Raw genomic sequence first — 14,399 nt, forward strand, 5'->3', positions numbered from 1 at the left:
CGGCCCATGCCGCAACTCTTCGAAGTCCATCCCGACAACCCGCAGCAGCGTCTGCTGAAGCAGGCCGCGCAGATCCTGCACGACGGCGGCATCGCCGCGGTGCCCACCGATTCGAGCTATGCGCTGGTGTGCCACCTCGACGACAAGGCGGCAGCCGAGAACCTGCGGCGCATCCGCGGCGTCGACGACAAGCACCACCTGACGCTGCTGTGCCGCGACCTGTCGGAGCTGTCCAGCTACGCCCGCGTCGACAACCGGCAGTACCGCCTGTTGAAGCATGCGACGCCCGGCCCGTTCACCTTCATCCTGGAGGCGACCAAGGAAGTGCCGCGGCGTGTGTCGCACCCGTCCCGCCGCACGATCGGCCTGCGCGTGCCGGACCACAAGATGCTGCAGCAACTGCTCGACATCTTCGGCGAGCCGCTGCTGTCGACGACGCTGATCGCACCCGGTGAAACCGAGCCGATGAACGACCCCGACGAGATTCGCGAACGCTTCCAGGGCCAGGTGCAGGCGGTGGTCGATGCCGGCGCCTGCCCGCGCGAGCCGACCACGGTCGTCGACCTGACGACGGACGAACCGGTGCTGTTCCGGCTGGGGCGAGGGGATCCCGCCCTGCTGGGGCTGCCGGTCGCGTGACGCGTCAGGCCGCCGCGAGCAAGCCGTCGTCCTTCAGCTTGAACTGCCGCACCGCATCCACCAGCCGTGCCGCCTGCTGCTGAAGGCTGTCCGCCGCCGCAGCCGACTGCTCGACCAGCGCCGCATTCTGCTGCGTCACCTGCTCGATCTGCATCACCGAATCGCTGACCAGCCCGATGCCGGCCGTCTGCTCGCCGGTCGCATTGCTGATCTCGTCGATCAGTTCGGCCACCCGCTTCACCTGAGCCACGACATCCTTCATCGTCACGCCGGCGTCGCCCACCAGCTGCGTGCCGGCCGCGACCTTCTCGACGCTCGCGCCGATCAGCGCCTTGATCTCCTTGGCCGCCTGCGCGCTGCGCTGCGCGAGGCTGCGCACCTCGCTGGCGACCACCGCGAAGCCGCGGCCCTGCTCGCCGGCACGTGCTGCCTCGACGGCCGCATTCAGCGCCAGGATGTTGGTCTGGAACGCGATGCCGTCGATCACGCCGATGATGTCGCTGATCTTGCGCGAGCTCGCGCTGATCTCTTCCATCGTCGTCACGACCCGGCCGACCACGTCGCCGCCCTGCACCGCCACCTGGCGGGCCGAGCTCGCGAGCTGCGTCGCCTGGCGCGCGGTGTCGGCATTCGCCCGCACCGTCGCGGTGATCTGCTCCATCGACGCGGCCGTGCGCTGCAGGTTCGACGCCTGCTCCTCGGTGCGCTGCGACAGGTCGGCGTTGCCGCCGGCGATCTCGCTCGAACCGGTCGCGATGCTGTCCGAGCCGGCGCGCACCGCGCCCACCACCCGCACCAGGCTGTCGTTCATCACCTGCAGCGCGCCCAGCAGCTGGCTGGTCTCGTCGGTGCCGTGCACCTCGATGCGCGAGGTCAGGTCGCCGGCCGCCACCGTCTCGGCCACCAGCACCGCGCGGCGCAGCGCACCGGTGATCGAGCGGCTGATGACCAGGCTGATCGCGACGCCGCACAGCGCGGCCACGCCGGCCAGCACCAGCGTCGTGACGATCCCCGCACGGCCGGAAGCTTGCGCCTGCTGCGCGTCCGCCTGCATCTGCGATTCGTGGAACTTCACCATGTCGAGCGACGCGGCGAGGTAGGCATCTTGCAGCGGCCGCACTTCCTTCAGCAGGAAGTTGCGCGCGGCATCGGGCAGGTTGGCCTGCAGCAGCGTGACGACCTTCTGGCGCTTCTTGACGTAGGCGTCGCCGCTTTCCTGCAAGGCCTTCAGCAGTTCGTCGCCCTTCGCGGAGGCGCCGGTCGCGGCCAGCTTCTCGCGCAGCAGCGAGATCTCGCGCGTGGCCTCGCTGACCTTCGTGATGTAGCCCTTGACCTCGGCCTCGTCGCCGACCGCCAGCACCGCGCTGCGCAGGTGGTTGGCCTGCTTGTTGACGGCGCGGTCGATCTCGGTGGCGAGAGCGATCTGGCCATAGCCCTCGGTGACGATCTCGGCCGTGGCCGCATTGATGGCGCGGATGCGCCACACCGACACGCCGGTGATCAGCACCAGCAACAGGATCACGACGCCGAAACCCAGGCCCAGCCGCGTCCCGATCTTCATCCGGTTGACGAAATTCATGTTGTCTCCTGATTCGCTCGCGCAGCCTGGGCGGCTGCAACGGGATCAGGAGGCTATCGGCGCGCTCTGGCGCCGACTTGAGGACGCCTGGACCCTATTTGGTCAGGATCAGCTTGCCGAGCGACGTTTGTCGCAGGCGGTAGCGCATGCCGTCGTGTTCGATCTCGACGACCGTCTCGCCGTCGAGGATCTGCGCGCTGGTGATACAGCGGACCGGCCCCGCCGTGCTGCCGCCAGCCGGCTGCGCACGGTGAGAACGGGCGGGCGCCGCGGGCAAGGCCTGCGCGGCGGAGGACAGGTGGGTGGAGGTGTGCATGGGTTGCAGTTTAAATGCGAACCGTTCGCATCTACAAGCCCCCTCGTCGACAAACCCCTGCACCGGCGCGGCTTTCGCCGTGAGGCGGGGGCGATCAGGCCTTCAGGGCCGCGGTGACGACGATCTCGATGCGGTAGGCCGGGTTCGCCAGCTTCGCCTGCACGGTCGCGCGCGGCGGAGCGTCGCCGGGCGCGACCCAGTCGTCCCAGACCTCGTTCATGCCGGCGAAATCGGCCATGTCGGCCAGGAAGATCTGCGCCATCAGGATGTGCGCGTTGTCGGTGTGCGCTTCGCCCAGCAGCCGGTCGACCATCGCCAGCACCTGGCGGGTCTGGCCGCGGATGTCCTGCGTGGTGTCGTCCGGCACCTGGCCGGCGAGGTAGACCGTGCCATGGTGGATGGCCATGTCGGAATAGCGGTCCTCGACGTGGAAACGCCGTACGGCGTGGGTCATGGCTTGGCTCCGTGGTCGGAATGCTTGGGGGGATGCTTGTGCGAATGCTTGGCGCCGTGCCTGGCGGCATCGTGCTTGGCAGCATCGGCCTTGGCCGGCGCGCTCTTCTTGCTGCCGAGCTTGCTCTCGGTGCCGGCGATCAGCTTCTGGATGTTGGGCAGGTGGCGCCAGACCAGCAGCAGGCTCATCACGACGATCGCGCCGGCCAGCGGGCCGCCGTCCCAGATCAGCAATTGATAGAAGGGCGCGAACACCGCGGCCACCAGCGCCGCGAGCGACGAGTAGCGGAAGAAGCCCGCGATGATGATCCAGGTGAGCAGCGTCGCCGCGCCGAGCCAGGGGTTGAACGCGAGCAGCACGCCGGCCGCGGTGGCCACGCCCTTGCCGCCCTGGAAGCGGAAGAACACCGGCCACAGGTGCCCGACGAAGGCGGCCAGCCCGACCAGCGCGACGGTGCCCTCGTGCAGCCCGAAGCGCGCACCGAACAGCACCACCAGCAGCACCGGTACGTAGCCCTTCAGCGCGTCGAACAGCAGCGTCAGGATGGCGGCCGTCTTGTTGCCCGAGCGCAGCACGTTGGTGGCGCCCGGGTTGCCCGAGCCGTAGCTGCGCGGATCGTTCAGGCCCATGGCCCGGCTGACGATCACGGCGAACGACAGCGAGCCGATCAGGTAGGCCGCGATCACGGCGGCAACGGTGTAGAGAGTCTCCATGGGGTTCTTGGCGTGCGGTTGGCGGCTGGGCGCTCATTCTGCACCGGCGCACTGCACCGGCTTCGCCCCGAGCAGGCTCGTCAGCACGCCGGGCGCGATGCCGACCAGGTAGCCGCGGCGCCCGCCGTTGATGTAGATCGCGGGCAGCTCGAGGATGCTGGCCTCCACGTACACCGGCATCGCCTTGCGCGTACCGAACGGCGAGGTGCCGCCGACCAGGAAACCGCTGTGGCGCTGCGCCACCTCGGGCTTGCACGGCGCGACCTTCTTCGCGCCGATCTGCCGCGCGAGGTTCTTCGTGCTGACCTGCCGGTCGCCGTGCATCAGCACGATCAGCGGTGCGGCGCCCTCGTCCTCCATCACCAGCGTCTTGACGACGTGGTGCTCGTCGACGCCGAGCTGGCGCGCCGATTCGGTGGTACCGCCGTGCTCGACGTAGTCGTAGAGGTGTTCGGTGAACGGGATGCCGCTCTTGCGCAGCAGCTGCGTCGCGGGGGTCTCGGAAGCGTGGTCCTTGCGTGCCATGGCCGCGAGTGTAGGGACATCGTTCTGTATCACTCTTTGTCCGGACCGGGCGCCGACACGGCGCGGGACAAAAACGCGGCCTCCATGACACACCCGGGATACGTCGGGCCGGCTCAATGAGCCCTGTCCTTCAACCCGTCTCCAACACAAGAGGTTCGCCATGTCCGAGAAGATCGATCTCCAACGCCGCCACCTGTTCGGCGCCGCTGCCGCCACCATCGGCGTTGCCCAGCTGGGCCTGATGACCCCGGCCTTCGCCGAGGCATCACGCACCACGCTGCCCGACATCAAGCCCGGCACCAACACCTCGTTCGGCGCGCTGAAGCAGATCGATGCCGGCGTGCTGAGCGTCGGCTATGCCGAAGCCGGCCCGGCCAACGGCCCGGTGGTCATGCTGTTGCACGGCTGGCCGTACGACATCCACACCTACGTCGACGTGGCCCCGCTGCTGGCGGCGGCCGGCTGGCGCGTGATCGTGCCGTTCCTGCGTGGCTACGGCAGCACGCGCTTCCTGTCGGCCGACACGCCGCGCAACGGCCAGCAAGGTGCCATCGCGCAGGACGTGATCGCGCTGATGGACGCGCTGAAGATCGACCAGGCCGTGATGGCCGGCTGCGACTGGGGCGCGCGCACCGCCTGCATCGTCGCGGCGCTGTGGCCGCAGCGCACGAAGGCGCTGGTGTCGGTCAGCGGTTACCTGGTGTCCAACGTGCAGGCCGGCCAGCAACCGCTGCCGCCGGCCGCCGAGCTGCAGTGGTGGTACCAGTTCTACCTGACGACCGAACGCGGCCGCCGCGGCTACGACGCGAACCGCCATGCGTTCGCGAAGCTGATCTGGCAGACCGCCTCGCCGCAGTGGCGCTTCGACGACGCGACCTTCGACCGCTCGGCCCGCTCGCTGGACAACCCGGACCACGTCGCGATCGCGGTGCACAACTACCGCTGGCGGCTCGGCCTCGCGGCCGGCGAATCGAAGTACGACGAGATCGAGGCGAAGCTGGCCACCGCACCGCGCATCGCGGTGCCAGCCATCACGCTGGAAGGCGATGCCAACGGCGCGCCGCACCCGGAACCTTCGGCGTATGCCGGCAAGTTCAGCGGCCCGTACGAGCACCGCAACCTGAAAGGCGGCATCGGGCACAACCTGCCGCAGGAAGCGCCGCGTGCGTTCGCGCAGGCGGTGATCGACGTGGCCAAGGCATGAGCGCCTTCCTTCGATTTTCCCCGGTTCTCCCTCCACACTGACCACCATGTCCATCCTCCACCGCATCACCTCGCCGTGCCGGCCGCTGACCCTGTTGGCCGTGCTGGCAGCCTGCCTCGCCACGCCCATCGCCCGCGCGGCCGAGCCGCCCATCGCGCCCCCCAGCCTCGCCGGCGCGGTCGGCTGGCTCAACTCGCCACCGCTGACGCTCGAGTCGCTGCGCGGCAAGGTCGTGCTGGTGGACTTCTGGACGTACTCGTGCATCAACTGCCTGCGCACGCTGCCCCACGTGCGCGCGTGGGCCGAGCGCTACGCCGCCCAGGGCCTGGTCGTGGTCGGCGTGCACACGCCGGAGTTCGCGTTCGAGAAGAACCTCGCGAACATCCAGCGCGCGATGCAGGACCTGAAGATCGGCTTCCCGGTCGCCGTCGACAGCAACTTCGCGGTCTGGCGCTCGTTCCAGAACCGGGCCTGGCCGGCGTTCTACCTCGTCGATGCGCAGGGCCGCATCCGCCACCAGCAGTACGGCGAAGGCGACTTCGACGCAACCGAGAAGGTGATCCAGGCGCTGCTGAAGGAATCGGGCACCGATGCGGCCCGCAAACCGATGCCCTCCGTCACGCTGGACACCAGCGGCGTCGGCCTGCCGCCCGACATGGCCAACGCGAAGTCGCCGGAGACCTACGTCGGCTACCAACAGGCGGAGAGCTTCGCGTCGCCGGGCGGCATCGTCCGCGACCGCGCACACGCCTACACGCCGGGCATGCCACGCGTGAACGAATGGGGGCTGTCGGGCGAATGGGCGGTGCAGCCCGAGTTCGCCGAGCTGAGCCGCGCCGGCGGCAGCGTGGTGTATCGCTTCCATGCACGCGACCTGCACCTGGTGCTCGGCCGCGCATCGGCCGGCATGCGGGTGCGCTTCCGGCTGACGCTGGACGGCAAGCCGCCCGGCGCCGACCACGGCGTCGACACCGACGCCGACGGCAACGGCGTGATCGACGCCGAGCGCCTGTACCAGCTGGTGCGCCAGCAAGGCCGCATCGGCGACCGGACGATCGAGATCCGCTTCCTCGATCCCGGCGCGCGCGCCTTCGCGTTCACCTTCGGCTGAACACAACAGCCCGCATCACTGCGCCGGATCGCGGTGCGTCCAGCGGATCGCGTCGATCTCGGCCAGCAGCTCCGGTGACAGCGCGGTGCCCCAGGCCGCCAGGTTCTCGTCCAGCTGCGCGAGCGAGGTGACGCCGATGATGGTGCTCGCGACGCGCCGGCTGCCGTAGACGAAGGCGAGCGCGAGCTGCGTCGGCGTCAGGCCATGGCGGCGTGCCAGCGCGTTGTACAGGCGCGCCGCGGCCAGCGCCTCGGGGCGGCCCCAGCGGCCTTTCTTCATGCCGTCGAAGATCGCCAGCCGCCCGGGCTTGTCGGCAGCGCCGAAGCCGATCTCGTCGTACTTGCCGGTCAGCGAGCCGAATGCGAGCGGCGAATACGCGAGCAGTGAGACCTGCTCGCGGTACAGCATCTCGTCGAGCCCGTTGTCGAGCGCGCGGCTGGTCAGCGCGTACGGGTTCTGCACCGTGGCCACGCGCGGCAGCCCGTGCTGGCCGGCCACCCGCAGGAACTCGCCGACGCCCCACGGCGTCTCGTTCGACAGCCCGATGTGCCGGACCTTGCCGGCCTTCACCAGCCCGGCCAGCGCCTCCAGCTGCTCGTGGATGCTGCTGAATTCGGCGTCCTTGGCCGGGTCGAAGTAGAGCGCGCCGAAGGTCGGCACGTTGCGGTTCGGCCAGTGGATCTGGTAGAGGTCGATCACGTCGGTGCGCAGGCGCTTCAGGCTCTCGTCGCAGGCCTGCACGATCTCGGCCGGCAGCAGGTTCGGGCTGCCGCCGCGCACCCAGTCCATGTTGCGCCCCGGGCCGGCCACCTTGGTCGCGAGCACCACCTTCTGGCGCACGCCGGGCCGGGCCGCGAACCAGCTGCCGATGATGCGTTCGGTAGCGCCGTAGGTCTCGCGGCGCGTCGGCACCGCGTACATCTCGGCGGTGTCGATGAAATTGATGCCGCGCGCGACGGCCTCGTCGAGGATTCGGTGGGCAGCGGCTTCGTCGACCTGTTCGCCGAAGGTCATCGTGCCGAGGCAGACGGGGGTGACGCGCAGGTCGCTGCGGCCGAGCGGGAGGGTGGTGAAGGTGGTCATCGGGCAAGTTTAGGGAGAAATCCGGAAGCTCGCGCGCGCTCCTCCTCCTGCAGCCGCAGCACCCGCCGCTGCACCTTGCCGGTGGTCGTCATCGGCAGCGCGTCGATGAACTCGATCTCCTTCGGGTACTCGTAGGGCGCGAGCCGGCCCTTCACGTGCGCCTGCAACTCCTCGATCAATGCCGCATCGCCGACCACGCCGGGGGCCAGCACCACGTAGGCCTTGACCAGCGCGCCGCGCTCGGAGTCGGGCTTGGGCACGACCGCGGCGTTCACGACCGCCGGGTGCTTGACCAGGCAATTCTCGATCTCGCTCGGCCCGATCCGGTAGCCGGCGGCCTTGAACACGTCGTCGCTGCGGCCCTGGTACCAGAGGTAGCCGTCGTCGTCCATCAGCGCGGTGTCGCCGGTGCGGCACCAGCTGTCGTCGGGGTCGCCGGTGAACTTGGCGCGCGTCGCGCCGTCATTCCTCCAGTAGCCGAGGAAGAACACCGGGTCGGGGTCGCCATGCACGTCGCGGCAGTGCACCGCGACATCGCCGGGCGTGCCGCGCGGGCATTCGCGGCCGTCGTCGTCGAGCACCGCCACCCGGTGCCCCGGGTAGGCCCGGCCCATGCTGCCCGGGCGCGCCGGCCAGCCGGGCTGCGCGCGGCCGTCGGCGTCGAGGAACTCGGTGCAGTTGCCGACCACGTAGTTGATCTCGGTCTGGCCGAACATCTCGTTGACGGTGATGCCGAGCTGCTCGCGGCACCACGCGAACACCGCGTCGCCGACCGCCTCGCCGGCGCTCATCACCGAACGCAGCCGCAGCGCGTAGCGCCCGCGCGGCGACGGCACGGCCTTCATCATCGCCTTCAGCGCGGTCGGGAACAGGAAGGTGTTGGTCACGCCGTAGCGCGCCATCAGCTCGAAGGCTTTCTCCGGGCCGAAGCGGCCCTGGTACGCGACGATCTCGCGGCCGAAGTACAGCGTCGGCAGCAGCGCGTCCATCAGGCCACCGGTCCAGGCCCAGTCGGCTGGGCTCCAGAACACCTCGTCGCGGCGCGGGAACCAGTTCTGGCTCGCGACGAAGCCGCTCAGGTTGCCGATCAGCGCCCGCTGCGGCAGCAGCGCACCCTTCGGCGGGCCGGTGGTGCCGCTGGTGTAGATCAGGATCGCCGGGTCGGCGGCGTGCGTCGTGACCGGCACGAAGCCGGCCTCGTCCTGTTGCAGCAGCGCGTCCCAGTCGACCTCGCCCGGCCCGGCCGCCGCCGCGCCGACGGCGATCAACGAGGCGAGCGCCGGGCACTGCGGGCGCACCGCGCGCAGCGCGGCGATCGACGCCTCGTCACCGATCGCGACACAGGCCTCGCTGTCCTGCAGCCGGAACTCGAGCGCCTCCGGGCCGAACAGCACCGACAGCGGCATCGCGACCGCGCCCAGCTGGTGCAGCGCGATGTGCGCCACCGCGGTCTCGATGCGCTGCGCCATCACGATCGCGACGCGGTCGCCTCGCCGCACGCCGAGCCGCTGCAGCGCGGCCGCGAGCCGCCGCGAACGGGCCTGCAGCTGGCGGTAGCTGCAGGTGCGGCGCGTGCCGTCCTCGCGTTCGTGGCGGATCGCGATCGCGTCCGGCGTCTCGCGCGCCCAGCGGCCGCAGCAGGCCTCGCCGATGTTGAAGTCGGCCGGCACCTGCCAGCGGAACGAGGAATGAAGGCTGCGGTAGGCGTCGACGGCGGTCATCCGGCGCAGCTTAGGCGCCGGCGCCGCCACGGCGCATCGGGATCTACGCGGGCGTCAGGCGCCGAACCTCGCCAGCGCGTCGCCGGTGATGCGGCAGATGCGCCAGTCGGGCAGCACCGTCGCGCCCATGCGCTCGTAGAAGCGGATGGCGTTCTCGTTCCAGTCGAGCACGCTCCATTCGAAGCGGCCGTAGCCGCGGTCGACCGCCAGCCGGGCCAGCCGCGTCAGCAGGGCCTCGCCGACGCCCGCGCCGCGGTGCGCGGGCTGCACGTACAGGTCCTCCAGGTAGAGCCCCGGCTGCGCGAGGAAGGTGGAGAAATTGGTGAAGAACAGCGCGAAGGCGATCACCTCGCCGTCGACCTCGGCCACCATCGCCTCGGCGACAGCCTTCTCGCCGAACAGGTTGGGGCGCAGCTTCTCGGGCGTGACTTGCAGCAGGTGGGTCAGCTTCTCGAACTCGGCGAGTTCGCGGATCAGGCCGACGATCGGCACGACATCGCGCAGTTCGGCGGCGCGCAGTGCGTAAGCAGGGTTGCCGTCGAGCGGCATCGAAGAGGTGGGCATGCGGCGATTGTCTCAGGCCGACGGGCCTGCCGCTGTCGTGACCGTTCAGGCGGCCAGCCGCTCCCAGGCAACGGCCGGGGTGGCGCGGGCCGGTTCGGGCCAGATCACGCAGACGGTGCGCGGGGTCGTCAGGTGCTGGCAGAAAAAGGCGGCGGCACGCGCGGTGCGTGCCGTGTGCGCCGCGGCGCTGCCGGCAGCGGTCCGTCCGGAATCGAGCTGCAGCGCCCGGCCCCGCAGCGCGCCGATGCGCCGGCGCAGCCAGTCGTCGTCCAGCGAGGCACTGCCCAGCCACCAGGCCGCTGCCTGCACCCCGGGCGCCAGCGTGGCGGCCAGCCAGGGCAGCGCCTGCCATTGGCGGCGCAACGCGCGATCGAGCGTCGGGCCGGTGCCCTCGGCCAGCACCGCGCGAATGGCCGGCTCGTCGGCCGCGGCGCCCAGCACCGCGTTCGCGCCGATGCCCGAGCCCATCACGCCGATGCGTCCCGGCGGATGGCCGCGCTCCAGCAGGTAGTCGACCGCGCCGAGCACATCGTGGCGCTCGTGGCGGCCGAAGCTGCCGCGGTGCGCGCTGCTGCCGCCGCGCCCGCGCAGGTCGATCGACAGCACCGACAGGCCCTGGGCGCACAGCGCCTGGGCCAGCTCGCGGTTGCGCCAGCGGTCGCGGCCGTTCACCAGCACCACCGCGGCGCGCCCGGCCGGCGCCGGCAGGTACTCGCCGCAGACGCGGGCGCGGCCGTCGCGCGCCGCGAAATCCACCCGGTCGAAGGCCGCCACGCCGCGCGCCGGCGGTTTCGGCCAGGCCCGGGTGTGACGGTGCGCCAGCGCCAGGCAGGCCGCCGCATAGGCGAGAGCGCCTGTGAGCGCGACGACCGTCCCTGCCGAGCTGATGTCCACGATGAAAAGGTCTCCCTGAGCGAAACCCAGTGTCCGATTGCACGCCCGGGCCGTCCTTCAAAAGCCTGAAGCGCGCCTGAATCGTTCTGAAATCGGCGGCATCGCGTAAATTCGCCGCCTTGGAGGATCCCCTTGCCTGACCACTACCGCTTCGGACGCATCGCGCTGAACCCGGCCACCCGCCAGCTGCTGGTCGATGGCCGGCCCGCGCTGCTGGGCTCGCGCGCGTTCGACCTGCTGCAGGCGCTGGTCGAGCGCAGCGACCGGCTGGTGTCCAAGGGCGAACTGCTGGACCTCGTCTGGCCCGGCCTGGTGGTCGAGGAGAACAACCTGCAGGTGCACGTCTCGGCGCTGCGCAAGCTGCTGGGCACGCAGGCGATCGCGACGGTGCCCGGGCGCGGCTACCGGTTCACGATGGCGGCGCAGGCGCCCGCCCCGGCGGCGGCACCGTCGCCCGCACCGGTGGCCGCACTGGCCGCGCGCGACGCACTGCCCGAGCGGCCGGTCGCGCTGGTCGGGCGCGACCGCGAGCTGGCCGAGCTGCTGGCGCAACTGGACGGCTCGGGCCTGGTGACGCTGGTCGGCCCCGGCGGCATCGGCAAGACCACGCTCGCCCGCGCCGCCGCCCAGGCGCGGCGGCGGACCTGGGCCGACGGCGTCGCGTGGGTCGAGCTCGCGTCGCTCACCGATGCCTCGCTGATCGGCGGCGCGGTCGCGCAAGCCTTGTCGCTGCAGCTCGCGGTGGACGGCGATGCGCAGGCCGCGCTGCTGTCGTCGATGAAGAACCTGCAAGGCCTGCTGGTGCTCGACAACGCCGAGCACCTGCTCGACGGCCTCGCGCCGCTGGTGCAGGCGCTGCAGCAGGGCGCGCCCGGGCTGCGCATCCTGGTGACGAGCCAGGTGCCGCTGCACCTCGCCGGCGAGCGGCTGCAGCGCATCGAGGCGCTGGCGGTGCCGCCCGACGGCAGCGCCGCCGAGCCGGCGCTGCAGCACGGCGCGGTGGCGCTGTTCTGCGAGCGCGCCCTGGCGGTCGACCGCCGCTTCGCGCTGACCGACGCCAACGTCGGCGCGGTGACCGAGATCTGCCGCCGGCTCGACGGCGTGCCGCTGGCGCTGGAGCTGGCGGCGGCGCGCGTGCCGCTGCTGGGTGTCGCCGGCATCGCCTCGCGGCTGGACGACCGCTTCCGCCTGCTGGCCAGCAGCACGCGCGGCACGCCGACGCGCCAGCAGACGCTGCAGGCGGCGCTCGACTGGAGCCTCGCGCTGCTAACGCCGGCGCAGCGTGCGTTGTTCGATTCGCTCGGTGTGTTCGCCGGCGGCTTCACGCTGCCGCTGGCCGGCGCGGTGCTGGCCGACGGCAGCGACCCCGACGGCTGGGCCGTGATCGACGGGCTGGCACTGCTGTCGGACCACTCGCTGGTGCAGGTCGGCGCCGGCGATCCGCCGCGCTATGCGCTCAGCGAGAGCGCGCGGGCCTATGCGCAGGCGCGGCTGGCGGACGACCCGCAGGCCCACGCGCTGCGCGGCCGGCATGCGCGTGCGCTGCGTGCGTTCTTCGCCGGCGCGCACAGTGACTGGCTGCGCATGCCGGATGCGCCATGGCTGGCGCTCTACGAACCCGAGCTCGACAACCTGCGGGCCGCGCTCGCATGGTCGCTGCAGCACGACCCCGAGACGCTGGTCGCGCTGGTCGGCGCGGCCGCGCCGCTGTGGCACCACCTGTCGCTGCACGCCGAGGCCAGGCGCTGGCACGAGCTGAGCGAGGCGATGGTTGATGACAACGTTCCCAAGCCGCTGGCCGCCGCGTGGTGGCGGGCGGCGCAATGGGTGTGGGCCGAAGCCTCGCCGGGGCGCTCGCGCGGCGCGGCCGATCATGCGCAGTCGCTTTTCCGCGCGCTCGGCGACGAGCACGGGCTGTATGCGCAGCTGACCGGGCTGGCGGGCCTGTGGCAGGTGCCGAACCCGGCGGCGCGTGCCGCATTGGACGAGGCGCTGACGCTGGAGCGCCTGGACTGGCCGGCACGCGAGCGCGCCTGGGGCCAGCGCGCGCGGGCCGACGTGGCGCGCGCCGAAGGCCGCCTGGCCGACAGCCGGGCCGCCCGCGAGGTCGAGCTCGGCCTGCGGCTCGCGGCGGGCGACGAGCGCGGCGCGTTGCGCGCCCGCTCGCACCTGGCCGACCTGGCACTCGCGATGGGCGAGGTCGACGACGCGGTGTACCTCGGCCACCAGCTGGTCGATTCGCTGCGCGGCAAGCGCGCGCCGGCAACGCTTTGCACGGCGCAGCTGAACCTGATGCAGGCGCTGCTGGTGCGTGGGTCGATCGACGATGCGGCAGCGCTGGCCCACGACCTGGTGCAACTGGCGAGCGATTGCGGCTTGCTGTGGCAGGCGATCGATACCTTGGCGTGGCTGGCTGCCTGCCGCAACCGGCTCAAGACAGCGGCGCAGCTGGCCGCCTGGTCCGATGCGGTGTACCGGCATCGCGACGAGCCGCGGGCCGGGCAGCGTGCACAGGCGAGGCAACAGCTGCAGCCCCTGCTGGCCGCGCTGACCCCGGCGGCAGCGGACCTTGCTTCCATTGCGGGCGCGCGCCTCACCGAGAAGGCAATCGTGTCGTTGTGGAATGGCACGTCGGCCGGCGATTGAAGCGCCGGCGGATTCACATTTTCGCCAGCCACGATGCATGGCGCCCGCGCGAGGCGGGCGCTCGACCGGACGAACGTGACTCAGGTGTTGTCGTCTTGAATTACCGGAGCACCCGTCACGGCCCGCAATTCATCACTCGACAATTGCCGAGGCCAGGTCATTCACCTGGTGTCGTTCTGGACGACAGGCCCGCCGCACACCGCCCGGAGTTCGTCCGGATCGAGTTCTCGCGTCGAGGAAGGTGCCTGCATGGGTTCGGTGCTCGGTACATCCGCCGCCAGACCGTCCAGCTCGCCGTTCACGTTGACCAAAGGTGTCATTTCTGCTCCGTGTTGAGTTGAGGGGAAAGACGGCGCGTCGGGAACCCGGCGCGCCTGTCGAAGTATCGACGACAGGTCGGACAGCTCAGCGGTTTTTGTTCTGGATCACGGGATCGAAGCTGCCGGTCAAGCCCGAGGCGATTTCGCGGACATGGCCGACCTGGCGCTGGCGATGAGCGAGGTCGACGAGGCGGTGTACCTCGGCCACCAACTGGTCGATTCGCTGCGCAGCAAGCGCGCCCCGGCGACGCTGTGCACGGCGCAGCTGAACCTGATGCATGCGCTGCTCGTCCACGGCTCGTTCGACGAAGCGTCGCGGCTGTCGCGCGAGGCTGTGCCGCTGGCGAGCGATTGCGGGTTGCTGTGGCAGGCCGCCGACACGCTGGCCTGGCTCGCCGCCGTCCAGGGCGACCTGCAGACCGCGGCGCAGCTCGCGGGCTGGTCGGACGCCGCCTCCCGGCGCCGCGGCGAACCGGAGGGGATCCGGCGCTCGCCGCGCCGGGAGACGGTGCAATCGATGATCGACTCGCTGCCGCCCGCCCTGCGTGCCGAGTCGACGTCGACCGGTGCCGCGCCGGGCGAGGCCGACGTCGTGGCGCTGTGGGACAGGGCAACGGCTGCCTGAGGGCC

15 protein-coding genes are annotated in these 14,399 nt (G+C 71.1%); 5 read left to right on the plus strand and 10 right to left on the minus strand.

Annotation, left to right across the window (positions count from 1 at the left end; translation table 11 throughout):
- The first annotated feature begins 6 nt into the window (after window positions 1–6).
- Complete coding sequence (locus BUE42_RS06535; RefSeq protein ID WP_073463801.1) at window positions 7–639, plus strand: L-threonylcarbamoyladenylate synthase; 633 nt, start codon at window positions 7–9, stop codon at window positions 637–639.
- A 4-nt stretch (window positions 640–643) separates the two neighbouring features.
- On the opposite strand, the gene BUE42_RS06540 is transcribed toward BUE42_RS06535, so the two are convergent.
- The 5 genes from BUE42_RS06540 to ybaK form a co-directional block, all read right to left on the minus strand.
- Window positions 644–2,218: a methyl-accepting chemotaxis protein gene (locus tag BUE42_RS06540; RefSeq protein ID WP_073463802.1), complete on the minus strand. Its 1,575-nt coding sequence runs from the start codon at window positions 2,216–2,218 to the stop codon at window positions 644–646.
- A 94-nt stretch (window positions 2,219–2,312) separates the two neighbouring features.
- Window positions 2,313–2,534 (minus strand): hemin uptake protein HemP, encoded by a 222-nt coding sequence (gene hemP, locus BUE42_RS06545; RefSeq protein WP_073463803.1) that lies wholly within the window; start codon window positions 2,532–2,534, stop codon window positions 2,313–2,315.
- Window positions 2,535–2,628: 94 nt separating this feature from the next.
- A complete protein-coding gene (locus BUE42_RS06550) occupies window positions 2,629–2,988 on the minus strand; it encodes a RidA family protein (RefSeq protein ID WP_073463804.1) in 360 nt (119 codons plus the stop codon).
- Window positions 2,985–3,701, minus strand: a complete 717-nt coding sequence (plsY, locus tag BUE42_RS06555; protein ID WP_073463805.1) for a glycerol-3-phosphate 1-O-acyltransferase PlsY — start codon at window positions 3,699–3,701, stop codon at window positions 2,985–2,987. Before plsY ends, BUE42_RS06550 begins: the two co-directional genes overlap by 4 nt.
- A gap of 33 nt (window positions 3,702–3,734) precedes the next feature.
- Window positions 3,735–4,226: a Cys-tRNA(Pro) deacylase gene (gene ybaK, locus BUE42_RS06560; RefSeq protein ID WP_073463806.1), complete on the minus strand. Its 492-nt coding sequence runs from the start codon at window positions 4,224–4,226 to the stop codon at window positions 3,735–3,737.
- 160 nt (window positions 4,227–4,386) lie between these two features.
- On the opposite strand from ybaK, the gene BUE42_RS06565 reads away from it, so the two are divergent.
- Entirely contained in the window at window positions 4,387–5,430 is a 1,044-nt protein-coding gene (locus tag BUE42_RS06565; protein WP_073463807.1) for an alpha/beta fold hydrolase, read from the plus strand.
- A gap of 46 nt (window positions 5,431–5,476) precedes the next feature.
- Window positions 5,477–6,541 carry a thioredoxin family protein gene (locus tag BUE42_RS06570; RefSeq protein WP_073463808.1) on the plus strand — a complete coding sequence of 355 codons (1,065 nt, stop codon included), beginning with the start codon at window positions 5,477–5,479 and terminating at the stop codon, window positions 6,539–6,541.
- 15 nt (window positions 6,542–6,556) lie between these two features.
- Here the strand turns inward: BUE42_RS06570 and BUE42_RS06575 are convergent, their stop codons facing one another.
- The 4 genes from BUE42_RS06575 to BUE42_RS06590 are packed head-to-tail and all read right to left on the minus strand — an operon-like array spanning window position 6,557 to window position 10,803.
- Window positions 6,557–7,624, minus strand: coding sequence for an aldo/keto reductase (locus tag BUE42_RS06575; protein ID WP_073463809.1), 1,068 nt, complete (start codon window positions 7,622–7,624; stop codon window positions 6,557–6,559).
- Window positions 7,621–9,345: an acyl-CoA synthetase gene (locus BUE42_RS06580; RefSeq protein ID WP_073463810.1), complete on the minus strand. Its 1,725-nt coding sequence runs from the start codon at window positions 9,343–9,345 to the stop codon at window positions 7,621–7,623. Before BUE42_RS06580 ends, BUE42_RS06575 begins: the two co-directional genes overlap by 4 nt.
- 54 nt (window positions 9,346–9,399) lie before the next feature.
- Window positions 9,400–9,909 carry a GNAT family N-acetyltransferase gene (locus BUE42_RS06585; protein WP_083613927.1) on the minus strand — a complete coding sequence of 170 codons (510 nt, stop codon included), beginning with the start codon at window positions 9,907–9,909 and terminating at the stop codon, window positions 9,400–9,402.
- Window positions 9,910–9,954: 45 nt separating this feature from the next.
- Window positions 9,955–10,803 carry an alpha/beta hydrolase gene (locus tag BUE42_RS06590; protein ID WP_073463812.1) on the minus strand — a complete coding sequence of 283 codons (849 nt, stop codon included), beginning with the start codon at window positions 10,801–10,803 and terminating at the stop codon, window positions 9,955–9,957.
- 132 nt (window positions 10,804–10,935) lie between these two features.
- Here BUE42_RS06590 and BUE42_RS06595 point away from each other — a divergent pair, with 132 nt between their 5' ends.
- The gene (locus tag BUE42_RS06595) at window positions 10,936–13,449 is read left to right on the plus strand and encodes an ATP-binding protein (protein ID WP_073463813.1); all 2,514 of its coding nucleotides are present in this window, start codon (window positions 10,936–10,938) and stop codon (window positions 13,447–13,449) included.
- A 161-nt stretch (window positions 13,450–13,610) separates the two neighbouring features.
- Here the strand turns inward: BUE42_RS06595 and BUE42_RS32940 are convergent, their stop codons facing one another.
- Entirely contained in the window at window positions 13,611–13,769 is a 159-nt protein-coding gene (locus BUE42_RS32940) for a hypothetical protein (protein ID WP_159445377.1), read from the minus strand.
- 151 nt (window positions 13,770–13,920) lie between these two features.
- Here BUE42_RS32940 and BUE42_RS06600 point away from each other — a divergent pair, with 151 nt between their 5' ends.
- Window positions 13,921–14,394: a hypothetical protein gene (locus BUE42_RS06600; RefSeq protein WP_073463814.1), complete on the plus strand. Its 474-nt coding sequence runs from the start codon at window positions 13,921–13,923 to the stop codon at window positions 14,392–14,394.
- The last annotated feature ends 5 nt before the right edge of the window (window positions 14,395–14,399 follow it).

The organism is Rhizobacter sp. OV335 (genome assembly GCF_900142965.1).
Lineage (GTDB): Bacteria > Pseudomonadota > Gammaproteobacteria > Burkholderiales > Burkholderiaceae_C > Rhizobacter.

Coding starts and splice junctions, on each gene's coding strand:
- plsY (WP_073463805.1), bottom strand. CDS start 3,701: ATGGAGACTCTCTACACCGTTGCCGCCGTGATCGCGGCCTACCTGATC.
- BUE42_RS06600 (WP_073463814.1), top strand. CDS start 13,921: ATGGCCGACCTGGCGCTGGCGATGAGCGAGGTCGACGAGGCGGTGTAC.
- BUE42_RS06585 (WP_083613927.1), bottom strand. CDS start 9,909: ATGCCCACCTCTTCGATGCCGCTCGACGGCAACCCTGCTTACGCACTG.
- ybaK (WP_073463806.1), bottom strand. CDS start 4,226: ATGGCACGCAAGGACCACGCTTCCGAGACCCCCGCGACGCAGCTGCTG.
- BUE42_RS06535 (WP_073463801.1), top strand. CDS start 7: ATGCCGCAACTCTTCGAAGTCCATCCCGACAACCCGCAGCAGCGTCTG.
- BUE42_RS06550 (WP_073463804.1), bottom strand. CDS start 2,988: ATGACCCACGCCGTACGGCGTTTCCACGTCGAGGACCGCTATTCCGAC.
- BUE42_RS32940 (WP_159445377.1), bottom strand. CDS start 13,769: ATGACACCTTTGGTCAACGTGAACGGCGAGCTGGACGGTCTGGCGGCG.
- hemP (WP_073463803.1), bottom strand. CDS start 2,534: ATGCACACCTCCACCCACCTGTCCTCCGCCGCGCAGGCCTTGCCCGCG.
- BUE42_RS06565 (WP_073463807.1), top strand. CDS start 4,387: ATGTCCGAGAAGATCGATCTCCAACGCCGCCACCTGTTCGGCGCCGCT.
- BUE42_RS06570 (WP_073463808.1), top strand. CDS start 5,477: ATGTCCATCCTCCACCGCATCACCTCGCCGTGCCGGCCGCTGACCCTG.
- BUE42_RS06575 (WP_073463809.1), bottom strand. CDS start 7,624: ATGACCACCTTCACCACCCTCCCGCTCGGCCGCAGCGACCTGCGCGTC.
- BUE42_RS06580 (WP_073463810.1), bottom strand. CDS start 9,345: ATGACCGCCGTCGACGCCTACCGCAGCCTTCATTCCTCGTTCCGCTGG.
- BUE42_RS06540 (WP_073463802.1), bottom strand. CDS start 2,218: ATGAATTTCGTCAACCGGATGAAGATCGGGACGCGGCTGGGCCTGGGT.